Annotated in this window: 15 protein-coding genes; 4 read left to right on the forward strand and 11 right to left on the reverse strand. The window is 40.5% G+C overall.

The features are described 5' to 3' along the window. The 4 genes from L1D51_RS16675 to L1D51_RS16690 form a co-directional block, all read right to left on the reverse strand. A partial coding sequence (locus L1D51_RS16675) for a hypothetical protein (protein ID WP_239964241.1) occupies nt 1–415 on the reverse strand: 415 nt, incomplete at its 3' end. Between the two features lie 204 nt (nt 416–619). Continuing rightward, nucleotides 620–1,144: an RNA methyltransferase gene (locus tag L1D51_RS16680; RefSeq protein WP_239964242.1), complete on the reverse strand. Its 525-nt coding sequence runs from the start codon at nt 1,142–1,144 to the stop codon at nt 620–622. Further along, nucleotides 1,144–1,641, reverse strand: coding sequence for a YcgN family cysteine cluster protein (locus tag L1D51_RS16685; RefSeq protein WP_054552059.1), 498 nt, complete (start codon nt 1,639–1,641; stop codon nt 1,144–1,146). Before L1D51_RS16685 ends, L1D51_RS16680 begins: the two co-directional genes overlap by 1 nt. Nucleotides 1,642–1,705: 64 nt before the next feature. Continuing rightward, nucleotides 1,706–3,529 carry a DUF885 domain-containing protein gene (locus tag L1D51_RS16690; protein WP_239964244.1) on the reverse strand — a complete coding sequence of 608 codons (1,824 nt, stop codon included), beginning with the start codon at nt 3,527–3,529 and terminating at the stop codon, nt 1,706–1,708. A 147-nt stretch (nt 3,530–3,676) separates the two neighbouring features. On the opposite strand from L1D51_RS16690, the gene L1D51_RS16695 reads away from it, so the two are divergent. From L1D51_RS16695 to L1D51_RS16710, 4 genes are all read left to right on the forward strand, one after another. Further along, nucleotides 3,677–4,945, forward strand: coding sequence for a Xaa-Pro dipeptidase (locus tag L1D51_RS16695; RefSeq protein ID WP_239964246.1), 1,269 nt, complete (start codon nt 3,677–3,679; stop codon nt 4,943–4,945). 195 nt (nt 4,946–5,140) lie between these two features. Continuing rightward, the gene (locus L1D51_RS16700) at nt 5,141–7,552 is read left to right on the forward strand and encodes a TonB-dependent receptor (RefSeq protein WP_239964247.1); all 2,412 of its coding nucleotides are present in this window, start codon (nt 5,141–5,143) and stop codon (nt 7,550–7,552) included. A gap of 170 nt (nt 7,553–7,722) precedes the next feature. Next, the gene (locus tag L1D51_RS16705) at nt 7,723–8,583 is read left to right on the forward strand and encodes a ribonuclease E inhibitor RraB (protein ID WP_239964249.1); all 861 of its coding nucleotides are present in this window, start codon (nt 7,723–7,725) and stop codon (nt 8,581–8,583) included. A gap of 98 nt (nt 8,584–8,681) precedes the next feature. Further along, complete coding sequence (locus L1D51_RS16710; RefSeq protein ID WP_063529932.1) at nt 8,682–8,978, forward strand: hypothetical protein; 297 nt, start codon at nt 8,682–8,684, stop codon at nt 8,976–8,978. A 215-nt stretch (nt 8,979–9,193) separates the two neighbouring features. Here L1D51_RS16710 and L1D51_RS16715 read toward each other — a convergent pair whose 3' ends face one another. The 7 genes from L1D51_RS16715 to adhP all read right to left on the reverse strand — a co-directional run bounded on the left by L1D51_RS16715 (nt 9,194) and on the right by adhP (nt 13,194). Next, the gene (locus L1D51_RS16715) at nt 9,194–9,490 is read right to left on the reverse strand and encodes an energy transducer TonB (RefSeq protein WP_239964250.1); all 297 of its coding nucleotides are present in this window, start codon (nt 9,488–9,490) and stop codon (nt 9,194–9,196) included. Nucleotides 9,491–9,588: 98 nt separating this feature from the next. After that, the gene (locus L1D51_RS16720) at nt 9,589–10,008 is read right to left on the reverse strand and encodes a hypothetical protein (protein ID WP_239964251.1); all 420 of its coding nucleotides are present in this window, start codon (nt 10,006–10,008) and stop codon (nt 9,589–9,591) included. 106 nt (nt 10,009–10,114) lie between these two features. After that, complete coding sequence (locus L1D51_RS16725) at nt 10,115–10,513, reverse strand: hypothetical protein (protein WP_239964252.1); 399 nt, start codon at nt 10,511–10,513, stop codon at nt 10,115–10,117. Nucleotides 10,514–10,642: 129 nt separating this feature from the next. Beyond that, nucleotides 10,643–10,945 (reverse strand): hypothetical protein, encoded by a 303-nt coding sequence (locus L1D51_RS16730; RefSeq protein ID WP_239964254.1) that lies wholly within the window; start codon nt 10,943–10,945, stop codon nt 10,643–10,645. A 122-nt stretch (nt 10,946–11,067) separates the two neighbouring features. Next, nucleotides 11,068–11,424 carry a hypothetical protein gene (locus L1D51_RS16735; RefSeq protein WP_239964255.1) on the reverse strand — a complete coding sequence of 119 codons (357 nt, stop codon included), beginning with the start codon at nt 11,422–11,424 and terminating at the stop codon, nt 11,068–11,070. A gap of 55 nt (nt 11,425–11,479) precedes the next feature. After that, a complete protein-coding gene (locus tag L1D51_RS16740) occupies nt 11,480–11,938 on the reverse strand; it encodes an OmpA family protein (RefSeq protein WP_239964256.1) in 459 nt (152 codons plus the stop codon). A gap of 245 nt (nt 11,939–12,183) precedes the next feature. Further along, a complete protein-coding gene (gene adhP, locus L1D51_RS16745) occupies nt 12,184–13,194 on the reverse strand; it encodes an alcohol dehydrogenase AdhP (protein ID WP_054563854.1) in 1,011 nt (336 codons plus the stop codon). Between the last annotated feature and the right edge of the window lie 96 nt (nt 13,195–13,290).

Here is a 13,290-nt window from a genome sequence, read left to right on the forward strand (position 1 = left end):
CCATTACATAACGGTAATCGGGAAATAAACTAATAAAGCAAATTGATATAGCAAGCGTAACGCTAACTAAGTAATAAAAAATTAGCTTTGAATCTACACCAGCCTTTCTAAACAAACCGTGCGGTAATTTATCTAAATTGTTTTGTAAAGAAAATATTAAAAATGTAAATGCGGTTGATGTGGCACCTATTAGTGAACCGCCAATACCTAATAGGATTGATTTAAATTGTAAAAAGGTCTCTCGATCAAAAAAAATTGAGAAAAACTGATCCTGATTTTTGAGTAGGGTCAATATTCCAATGCTGAAACATAAAAAGCTGATAGAAGTATTTAAAATCAGAGGATAGTTTTTTGAAGCTTTTAACTCAGCCACTCTGTTTTTAAATGAATAGTAAGCTTGCCAAAGTTTAGCCATATTACTTCCAAACACACATCTTCCTTTGAACTTTCAGATTTACTCTTAGTAATCATGCTTAACTATTTGTAAAAACACAACTAATTGTATAAGACGCTTTGCTTATTTCTATCCCTTAATTAAATAATTTCAATTTCTTCAATCACATAAATAAAGGAGCTGAAAATTAATTGTTTTCCAGCTCCAAGTTCATTCAGTAGCCCGCTATTTAGCGCTCTTTTTTTGTTGCCATTTTAGTGAGTTGTTGGTGTCACGGCTATTACAAATGGTGTCGTTTGAACTCTCAATACCACCGAGTTTGGCAAGTCGGTCGTACAGCACAACATTGCAGGTTGCGGCTAGGTTCATACAGCCTATGGTTGGCACATACACTACTTCATCACACCATTTCAGCACGTCTTTACTGACCGAGCCATCTTCAGGGCCAAATACATAAAATGCGTTTTCAGGGTGCTTAAATTCAGGCAGCGGCGTTGCACCTTCAACAAGCTCAATCACCACCGTTGTGGCACCCTCAGGCTTTGCTTGCTCTAGGCTTTCAATTTGCGTGAGCGGAATATGCTCAAGTACATTTTTGGTATCGGTGTGATACTTATTAGCGCGTAAATAGCGGCTACCAGTAAAAAACACCTGCTTAGCATTGTAACAACCCGCGGCACGTAATACCCCACCCACATTCGTTGGGCTTTTTGGGTTTAACAAGCCAATGCTTGCTTTAAGTGTGCTCATTAATCAATGTCTCTGGTTGGCCATTCGGCCACGTACAGATCAAAGTCATCAAGGTCTACATCACAGTCTTTCACTGTTTTGTCACGCACAGAAATACCTAACTCATGCATCATATCTTTACTGCCACCGTTCAGTAGCGGGTGCCAAGACGCAAGGCCACGGCCTTCGTAAAGGCGGCGGTAGCTACAGCTTTGCGGCATAAAAAAGATATCTTTGAGGTTTTCTTTAGTGAGCTTTACACATGAAGGCACCAAGGTTTGGCGGTTCGCATATTCGCTGCACCCACAGGTGTCGTTGTCTAGGTATTGGCAAACAATATTAGTGAAGATCAGTTCTTCACCCTCGCGAAGTTGATCCGTTGCGGTAAATTCATCTTCGTCTTCACTGTCGATAAATGTGTTTAAACAACATTTACCACAGCCGTCACAAATGGCTTCCCATTCGGGTTGTGACATTTGCTCAAGCGAGCGCTTAAGCCAAAATTGATCTTCTAACATGGTATTACTCAAAGCCCCTAAACAGCGCGCATTCTAGCGTAAAGCCAGCATGCGCGCAAAGGTGCTATTTTTGCTCGTTAACCCAACGCTTAATTTTCTCTTCAAGAATTGGCATAGGTAATGCGCCATCAATCAGAACTTGCGTATGGAAGGCTTTAATGTCGAACTTATCGCCTAGCTCTTTGCTCGCGAAGTCACGTAGTTCTTGAATTTTGAACTGACCTAACTTGTACGACAGCGCTTGGCCCGGCCATGCAATGTAACGCTCAACTTCGGCGATAATATCACTTTCGGCCATTGATGAGTTAGCCAACATGTAATCAATACCTTGTTGACGTGTCCAGCCTTTTGCGTGGAAACCAGTATCAAGCACTAAGCGCATTGCACGTAATTGTTCATCTGATAAACGGCCGTACCACATGTAAGGGTCGGTAAATAAGCCAAGCTCTTTGCCTAAGCTTTCTGCATACAATGCCCAACCTTCTGCAAATACCGTGTAGCCACCGAATTTACGGAACAGCGGTAATCCTTCAATTTCTTGTTGCAAAGCAATTTGAAAGTGGTGACCCGGCGCGGCTTCGTGAATAGACAAGGTTTCAAGCAAAAACTTAGGCTGTGCTTTTAGGTTAAAGGTATTGATATAGAAAATACCCGGGCGCGAACCATCTGGTGCTGGCGACTGGTAAGATGCACCCGCAGCTGATTCAGCGCGGAAGTCTTCAACTGCTTTTACAACGTATGGCGCTTTTGGCGCAATATCGAACATTTGCGGCAGCTTAGCATCAATCTTTTCTTTTACCGCTTCGTACGCAGCAATTAGCTCTTCTGGCGTATCGTAGTAAAACTCATCTGAGGTTCTCAGGTGTTCAAAAAACGCTTTTAAATCGCCTTCAAAACCGACTGTCTTTTTGACTTTTTTCATCTCAGATAAGATGCGCGATACTTCGCTTAAACCAATGTCATGGATTTCATCGGCGTTTAGGCTCAGCGTAGTATGCTGTTTAATTTGATACTCATACCATGCTTTACCATTTGGCAGGTCGCTGTAACCAATGCTTTCACGGGCATTTGGAATGTATTCATTCGCTAAAAAGTCAGCCATTTTTTGATACGCAGGCACTAAACGCTCGCTGATCATCGCCGTGTACGCGCTTGTTAGCTGTGCTTTTTGCTCGTCGCTGAAAGACTCAGGTAACTGAGCAATTGGCCCCCAGAATAATGACTCTTCTGGTTTTTCTACAATATGAGTTTGAAATTGCGGTAATAATTTTTCAGCAAGCGGCTTAGGAAGAACCACTTTGTCTCTCATGCCTTGGCGCATTGATTGCTCAACACTGTCTAACCACGCGATGAAACCATCAGCACGTTTTTCAAATGCTTGATAATCTTCAACCGTGTTAAAAGGCTGTGCACTTTGCCCAGAACCTAACGCAGCAAAGGTATTGTGCGCCCCGCCCATTTGGTTAATTGGCATTAAGTAACTTGGAAACTGAGCGCCTTCAATCGCAAGGTCTAAATCGCGGGCTAGAATTTCGTAGCTCAATAATGATTGACCTGTTAATTGCGCCTTGTCGATATTTGCTAGTTTGTTTTTGTATTCTTTAACAAAGTTAAGCTGCTCATCGCGGTTTGCTTTACTAATAGGTGCAATAAATTGGTCGTTATATTCGCTACGGCCAATGTAAGTACCACCAATTGGATTAAACTTTAAGCCTGCTTCAAAGTAGTCTGCTAGTAATGTATCAAGTTGCTCTGTGGCTGACGTTGCGCTTGGTGCTTGTTTGCTTACTTCTTGAGTTGGTTTTTCGTTGCTTGGCGTTGATTCATTACAACCAAGTAATGCAAACATCACCGCTGAACTAAGTAGTGCTAGTTTTACGTTTTTCATTCTTTCCCTGCCCTTATATTAAGTACGCGTAAATTATGAGGGTTTAGTTCCCTATTTAGCAAGTATCGCTGCAACTTATCGCAGTTTATTTACACTTTGTAAGCTGATTGCTAGAGTGGCGGCTCGACTTACCAATTTTGAATAAAAATGAAAAAGACAGTTCTTGCTATTAGCCTAGGCCTAGCCTGCCTAACCTCTTTAAATACCTACGCAACTACCTACTTATCGGCAAAAGCCATGGTAGATGTAAATTCAGGTAAACTGATTAAATCACCACTTATTAGTATAGATAACGGTCAAATTACAGCTGTACAAAGTAATAAACAGCCTAGCTTAAAAGATGGCGATAAGCACATTCAATTACTAGAACTGACTCTGGTGCCAGGTTTAATGGATATGCATGTGCATTTAACGAGCGACCCTACCGTGCCGCGCAGTGAGCGAATTGGTCAATCGATTCCGCGCAAAGCAATTAAAGCGGCGCATTTTGCCGAAAAAACACTGTATGCGGGTTTTACAACGCTGCGTAACTTAGGCGCAGAAGGCTACAGCGTGATTGCAGTACGAGATGGCATTAACGCAGGCGACATTGTTGGCCCACGTATTTGGGCGGCTGGCCCGTCTTTAGGTGTTACTGGCGGTCACTGCGATAACAACCGTTTACCACCAGAAATGAAATACACCGCCGAAGGCGTTGCTGATGGCCCATGGGCTGTGCGCGCTAAAGTACGTGAAAACATTAAGTACGGTGCTAATGCCATTAAGTTTTGTGCAACAGGCGGGGTATTCTCAAAAGGCACAAAAGTCGGTATTCAACAATATAGCCAAGACGAAATGAACGCCATTGTTGACGAAGCTCATTTACGTGGCCTCACCGTTGCAGCCCATGCGCACGGTACCAGTGGTATTAAAGCAGCCATTGTTGCTGGTGTAGACAGTGTTGAGCACGTTAGTTTTGTCGATGACGAAGCCATTAAACTTGCAAAAAAACACGGCACTTGGTTCTCAATGGATATTTACAACACTGAGTACACTCTTGCCTTTGGCGAACAAAACGGGGTTGCAGAAGAAAACCTCAATAAAGAGCGCCAAGTGTCTAAAAAGCAACGCGATAGCTTTAGCCGTGCAGTAAAAGCAGGCGTAAACATGGTATTTGGTACCGATGCAGCGATTTACCCTCATGGCGATAACGCGAAGCAGTTTTCGCGTATGGTTGAGTTTGGTATGACACCGCTGCAAGCATTGCAGTCTGCCACCATCAATAGTGCCAAACTACTTAAAGCTGATGATCAACTTGGCCAAATCAAAAGCGGTTTCTTAGCCGATATTATTGCCGTTAAAGGCAACCCGCTTGAAAACATTGCAGTACTAGAAGATGTACAATTTGTTATGAAAGACGGTAAAGTTTTTAAATAAGCTATTATGCTGGCTTTGCATGAGTGAAGTCAGCAACCCTTCTTTGTATTTATATTGTAAACAAAATTACCAATCATAAATCAGTTGTTAGCAACTTGTATCTAAACAAAGAAATTACCCAAAATAGATAAATAAAACTTGAAATGAAAATAGCTCGCATTATCATTGCCGAAAAATCTCGACAAATTACCTATAATGACGACACATAAATACTCAATTTTAGCCCTAGCCTGCTTAAGCGCATTCAATGCAACCGCCAACGATTTAGATTCAGTTGAACGTATTACCGTTTACGACAAACAAAACCGTGTAGTACTTGAATCTGGCCTTGCCACTAAATCAAATATGACCCTAATGGAAACGCCAGCCCCGGTTGTAGTTGTTGATCAAGAGCTTATCAACTCGCAAGGCGCAACAAACTTACAAGACTTAGTACGCAACATCAGTGGTGTAACCCAAGCCGGTAATAACTACGGTATTGGCGATAACTTAGTGATCCGCGGTTTAGGTGCAAACTATACTTACGATGGCATGTACGGCGGTGCAGGCCTAGCTAACACCTTTAACCCAACACGCTCAATGACCAACGTTGAATCTGTAGAAGTACTTAAAGGCCCTGCAACGGGCTTATATGGTATGGGTAGCGCAGGTGGTGTTATCAACCTAATTGAAAAGAAACCACAATTTACTGAAAAACACACCGTTAATGCCGAGCTTGGTCAATGGGATAGCTACTCATTAGGCTTTGATAGCACAGCGGCATTAACCGACAACCTTGCTTATCGCGTTAACGCAAAAACCGCTCGCAGCGATGGTTACCGCGACTTAAAAGACGACCGTGATGAAATTTATGGCGCCTTAAAATACGTATTAAGCGACAAACAAGACATCATGATTTCTGCCGCTTATATCAAAGATGCCATTGCCGTTGATTCAATTGGCCACCCTATTCGTATTTTTAACAGCGACTCAGTGAATGGTAAAACCGCAGGTGAAGTAACCGCTGCCGATTTAATTAACGATGCAACGGCAAAAGGCCTGCAACTAACCGATCAGCAACGCCAGCAATTAGCAGATTCACTGGCAGCAAATGACGGCTTAACACCGTACACCTTTGGTCATAACGGTATTATCTCGCCAATGGCGAATGATAACGAAGGCGAAGAACTACGCTTTAAATTAACCCATAACTACTTTATTACTGATAATTTATTTTTAAATCAGCAACTACAATACCGTAATTACGAATCAAGCTTTGCCCGCCAAACGGGTGCTTATAACTATGTTTATTGGAACCGCAGAGGCGTGATCAATGCTGATCCGCGCGCTCCTTTAGTGGTTGATGACGTACTTTACCCATTTGCAGCGCGTCGCCAAGAGTACCGCCAAGTAGAAGCAGACGAAAAATCATGGCAATACTTTGCTGACTTGCGTTATGACTTTAGCTTTGCCGGAATTGATAACGAACTACTAGTAAACGCCAACTACGAAGACCGCGATATTCGTTTTAAACAATACTCAATTTACGATGCCGACAAGGTCATTAAAAACAAAGATGGAGAGGTTATTTACCAAGGTCAATTACCTTACATTTTTGATATTCGTAACCCGAACTGGGGCGAAGGTAGCTTTTTTGATTATGACCCGCTAAAAACCAGCGATTACAACAAAAAAGTTCAAGCTTGGGGTGTAGGTATTCAACATGTTGCCTATATTCACGACACATTCACAACCCGTGTAGGCGTTGCCTTTAACCGTATTAAACAAAGCTACGAACACTTTGGTGTTGATGCGCGCTACCGTGCTAGTGCCGCCGAGCCAACACCTGAAGCAGATACATCAGACAGCGGTATGACCTACAACCTAGGTGCAACTTACAAACTTAGCGATGATATTTCGTTCTTTGTAAACCACTCTAAAGGTCGAACTGCCTACAGCGTACTTGGTAGCGTGTCGGGTAACGAAGCAGACCGCGATGACGCCGAGTCAGTCAGTAACGACATTGGTATGCGTGTAAAAGCGTTTGACGATCAACTACTAGCATCACTTGTGGTATTTGATAGTGCTCGTACAAACCTTGAGTATGCCAACCCAGATTACGAAGCCGGTGTATCTGATGCCTCAGTACCAAAAAGCTTTTACGATGGTGAAGAGCAAACCAAAGGTGTTGAACTTGATTTAAATGCCGATTTAAACGAGCAGTGGAAACTTAACGTAAACACGGTTTATCAAGACGCCCGCGATAAGAAAAACCCTAACTCATCATCTTTCGATACTCGCCAAAAAGGTGTGCCTTATGTAACAGCAAGCAGCTGGTTAAGCTATGACGCTAAATGGTTTGATTTAGCCGAGCCACTGACAATTAGCGCAGGCGTGCAATATGTTGATGACCGCAGCACAAACTCAACCTCGTTTGGTATTCCAGATGGCTACGTACCTAGCTACACGGTTTACGACGCCGCCATTCAATACCAAACAGATGATTGGAAACTACAGTTAAACCTAAATAACTTGTTTAACAAAACCTATTACTCAAAAGCAATGTTCTTAGGCGGAATGCCAGGAGAAGAGCGTAATGCTAAATTAACCTTTAGCTACACACTTTAATTGTGAATTGATAGCAAAAAGCGCGGCTTAGGTAAGCTGCGCTTTTTTGTTTGGATTTTTGATATTAAACATAAGATGATAGATTTTAAATGACAGATGATTTTCGGGATTTTGTGAATTGTAAGACAATTTTTCTAGTTGCAACGCTAGTTTCATTTAAAGGAATCACAATGGAAAACACATACTTCACATGGGCGGAGTTCTCCAAAAATCATAACGATGAAATTAATAGTGCAGATTCTGTTTATTTCAGCATGGAGTCGAATGGCTTAACAACGTATTCAATGCTCGCTTTCGATTTTCATTTTCTTTCTGATAGTAAAGCCAAATTAAATAATTTGGCTGAACTTCTGAAAAATAGTTACGGATATAAAGTTTTAGAGCCAGTTAATACCGAAAATGGTGTATGGCATTTATCAGGAAAAACGAGTCCCTTTCCTGTAACTGCAGATAACTTGGTGTATTGGACATTAGATATGTACAAAAGAGGATACGAGTTTGATGCAAAATTTGATGGGTTTGGAGCGCCATTCGATAAAAACAATCAATTTTTTCCGCCATTTGAGGCAACAACAGCAGACGAATTTTTTAACAAAGGTTTTGATTACTATAATCAAGGCAATCTTTCTGCTGCCATTGCGCAATGGACAAATACACTTAAAGTGAATAGCAAAGACGTAGACGCTCTTTATTCGAGAGCGATAGCAAAGAATGAATTATATGCTTCTAATGCTGCAATGATTGATTATGATAAAGCGATAGAGATTGCACCAAACTTTTCTAGCGCATTATTAAATAGAGGAGCGTTAAAAGATGACAACGGCGATCATCTGGGGGCAATTGCTGATTATGGTTCTGTAATTGAAATTATCCCGAAGGATGAAATTACATTGCAGCGCGCTTACGCTAATATGGCAAACTCTTTCAAAGCTTTAGGCGATTTAAAAGCCGCTTGTCAGAATTGGAAAAAAGCAAAAGAGCTTGGTGCAGATTACGTTAATGCACTACTAGCGGAATACTGCAAGAGTTAGATAGGCTATTACAGTCTGTACTGTAACTTCGATGAGAGTTGATAGGATAACAGCCAAACTTTAGCTATACATGTTATGAAATACCAAAAGGTCTGCCATTGAAATACTACAATTCGACAATTATAAAGACTGCAGCAAAAGCATCGTTCTTTTATATCTCTTGGCTAGTTGCATTAATCGGTATTCCAATAGTGTTTTTTAGGGATGGACTTGATCTCATTGAAAAAGCCTTATTATTCACAGGGTTTCTGTTATTTTTCTGGTTGATGTATTTGCTTTTATGTATTTCATTTCATCGATTTAGTATGCGAAATGAACAAAGTCGTATCAGCTATTTAGCTAAAGAGGATATTGAAAAGGGTAAAGAACTAGGTACATATTTGGATGGTTGGTAAGCATTCAAGTTTTATAAATTTGAGTATGTATAGTCTCATTTATAAATTAACCCGACAGGTTAGATAGTTTCTAACTGGTGTAGCATTTATATGCTTGAAACGAGTATCGTCGAATTTAAAAAGAAATTCCTTTTCAATTTCAAGATTAGCACCCGCTTTAGCCTATTGTGATTGTTTAAAACAAAGAATGAGTAATATGAGCTTTTATTGGATTATTAATTTTCGTCATTCAACTCAAAATCCAATCTGACTTGCATTTCCTTTTGAGCAACTGGAACACCATTTACAACTTTAGGTTTGAATTTCCATTTCTCCAAGGCAATAACAGCTTCTTTATCAAAAACGATAGACGGATTTGACTCAAGAACTTTGATATTAATTGGGTTTCCATTGCTATCAATATCGAACGAAAGCAAAACCCAGCCTTTTGGAACAGGTTCCACATCAGAAGAAGCACACCCCGATAAAGCATAGATAAGACAAATCAATATTAACTTTTTAATTTTGAACATCCTTTTGACAGTTAACGACCCATTTAGGTTGTAAGTAATACAACGGGATCTTACGCTCTAATAATTAAGCACATAATCAACGTTTGATAAATTGCTTATTAATCCCACCAAACTGCTACTGGTCGGGTTTCAGCGGGTATTTCATAAGCCTCGTAATCTTGATTAACAAAGCCCTCCCAAATTTCGTCGGGTTTTAAGTGTTCAGGGAAACATGAACCTATCTCAGATTCAGAAGCAGAGGTCATTATGTACACTGTATCCGAAAATGGCCAATCTGGATCATCAAAAGCAGACACTTGGATTCTAATATCCTTTACATCAGGTCGGTGGATAATAGCCTTTAATACTTTGAAAAATTCATTGGGATGCGGAATATCAATTAAATTGCATCCTATGCTTCCTACTACATCGTTTCCCTCGAAAAACTCATCAATTGAAAGTAATGGTCTTGGTGTCTCTGGGTCATCTGGATGACCGTTGCGACATACTCTTTCAGTGATTCTTTCTAGTGCTTCCATGGATAACTCTCTCCTAATTAATAAATTTATAGTTCGCTGACACTGTTGAACACAATGAAAACAGCCAACTGTTAATTTACCCACTTACTGTCTTGTTATATACCCTTTACTTACCTGTTCTTATTTGAGGGAGTTGTGTTTGCAATATAACAAATGCAGGAATCAATGGTAAAAAAGCCAACCAAGATAATGGATTAACAACCCAAAACCAGATGAACCAAGCTTCTGCGATAATTAAAAGAAGTAATTTATTAACGCGCTTGAAAAGCATGCAGTCACCGATAGCTAATAAAGGTAAACCAAAACATAACGAGCCAAATAAGACTATAAATGGGTGCGGAGCCTCAGTTTGAATGTTTTTTATCACAGAAAAGTAAAATTCGCTCCCATAGCTAGACAACAATGGGCTCATTAGTAAAAACACCCAAACTGTGCTCCAGCTAGCATTACGCTGATGCTTAGAATGGATTTTATTTTTTTCTTGAAGCTTGCTCAATGAATCCATTTAATTCCGGCTCTCTCTAGGTAGATAACGAAAAACTATGTGTTGTTGTGCTTGGTTAAAATTAGTCACGAGAGCGCATGCCAAGGTTTTGCGTCCCAACGAGCGGTAGCGAGTACAATAACCTGTTTGTTATAAGGCACTACTAACTACCAGACAAATCACAATAAAGAGGATTACCACGAAAGCTAGCTTTAGATCTGACTTCGCTTTTTTAATATACGGGTCTAGTTCTGGTCGATAAATGCTATAATTATCTGGTTTTCCGAAAATCAAACCCCAAAACTGGTCAAAGTATTTCAATTGGTTCTCGATTTGCTTAACAAGTTCCTCTTCTCCAAGAGCTTTATTAAACAACTGACCTAAACTTATACTAGCCCTTATCCAAAGTCCAAATCCAATGCTAAAAAATAGAAAGAAAAGAATAATTTCCAAATCATTGTTCCTTATAGCACCCTAGTAAGGAGCTGAAAATTCTTGGCTAAAAATCAGCGACGAAGGAGCACAAGCCAAGCTTTAGACGTCCACTCATTGATGCGCTTGCTATGTACTCTCAACTAACCAGTTACAACTCTATGTTTTTGTTTCACTGGTTCGGTTGGTGACCACCCCATTTCTTTAGCAACCAACTTGGCAAGTAACCTGATTTCATCCCAATTTGGATCTTCAAATAGAGCACTATTTTCAAGGTACATTGCTGAGAATTGCTTACCTGAATGTTGAATAATGAAAACTTCTAACGCTTCAATAGATGCAGCTTGTTTGGGTGTTAAGTCGCTAATTTTCAAGTTGCCTAAGCATTCACCAAACTCAAGAACCAACTCATCACCAATAGCCGCGAAACTTGGATATAGTGCCTTTTGGGCTTTTGCTGATGCAGCAAGTGCCATAATCGAATTTTTTAGGTTATCCATATTTCTACCGAAGCACATAAGGCCTTAATAAACAGCTTAAAAAGTTGACTATAATTTATGATGAACGAACAAAGCCAGCTGTTTTTAGTCCGTGCTTACAACTTTTTATATAACCTTTAATACTTTGCTTTTCATTACTACTTTTATTTGACAGTTTAAAGTCATTTACTGAAGCACTGAAAATTAGCTGAGCCTGTAAAACACCGTTTTCGATTAAGTAATTAGATACGACAGTTGTTCTATCAGCAGCTAAAGAGATTGAACTTACTCCATTGGATTCAGTTTCACTGGCAACTCCCTTTATATGCAAAACTACTGAAGGAAATTTCTTTAAGAACTTTACATGCTCATCCAGTTTCAATTGGTTTGATGCATTTAGGTCTGAATACCCAACCTCAAACTCTATAACTCTCATTTCTTCAGGCTCAATCGAGAGCTTTCCAGAAACAGATTCCGCACTTAGCCGAGTCGAAACAAATAATAGAGTGAATATAAATAAAATCTTAAATTTCACATCAACTCCTTGGGCTTACATAACATGTTTATAGCGAGCGATTGGGTCATTTCCTGACTATGCAGTAATAAACTTTGACGAAATAGAAATACAATTGTGAACGGCCGAAGTTCGCTCTTTTGAGAAATTCGCCTAAACACGTATTAAGGCAATAACGAGTTACTGTACCCTGCTTTTTAGCATATGAAAACTGTCAGATTCAATTGAGTCACTCAACCAAACCTGACAGCATTAACTGACTCAGCTTAAAGCGTCATTACGATTCGGCCTGTGATATCGCCTTTTAGCATGTCGTCAAAAATATCGTTGATATCTTCTAAGCGTTTTTCTTCAATAATGGCTTTAACCTTACCTTTGGCTGCAAAGTCGAGGCATTCTTGTAAGTCTTTACGCGTTCCAACGATAGAGCCTACAACAGACACACCATTTAATACGGTATCAAAAATTGGCAGTGGCATATCTTCGGGTGGTAAACCTACAAGCACACATTTACCGCCACGGCGTACGCTTTTATAAGCTTGCTCAAAACCGGGTTTTGAAACGGCAGTACACACAACACCATGTGCGCCGCCCACTTGTTCAAAAATGGTTTCTGAAGGCACTTGCTTCATAAAATCTATGGTGATGTCTGCGCCAAGCTCTTTGGCTAGTGCCAACTTGCTCTCACCGGTATCAACGGCAATTACATTAAAACCCATTGCTTTTGCGTATTGCACTGCTAAGTGGCCAAGGCCGCCAACACCGACAATTGCAACCCAGTCGCCCGCTTTTGCATCAGTCACTTTAAGCGCTTTATAGGTTGTAACCCCCGCACAAAACAAAGGTGCGGCTTCTGCAAAGCCTAATCCTTCAGGAATTTTAACCACGTAATCGCCATGAGCTACACAGTACTCGGCGTAACCACCATCAACTGAATACCCAGTGTTGTGCTGCTCAAGGCATAAGGTTTCTTTACCTTCTAAACAAAACTCACAGTGACCACATGCGCTATATAACCAAGGAACACCGACACGGTCGCCTACTGATAAGTGTTTAATGTTTGCGCCTACTTTTTCGATAGTACCTACCCCTTCATGGCCCGGTACTAATGGCATTTTTGGTTTAACTGGCCAATCTCCATGACAAGCATGTAAATCTGTGTGGCACACTCCACACGCGGCAATTTTAACTAGCACATCGTTAATTCCCACCTCTGGGCATGGGATATCTTCGATAGTTAATTTACCTTTGTACTCTTTATTTACTGCAGCTTTCATAACCTTCCTCCATGGTATTAATTGCGATTCAGCCTATACGATAAACTCATTAACTGTCACTATTATTGATCCACATCAAATAGCTAACCACTGCGG

It is taken from the genome of Pseudoalteromonas shioyasakiensis (assembly GCF_022398475.1).
Lineage (GTDB): Bacteria > Pseudomonadota > Gammaproteobacteria > Enterobacterales > Alteromonadaceae > Pseudoalteromonas.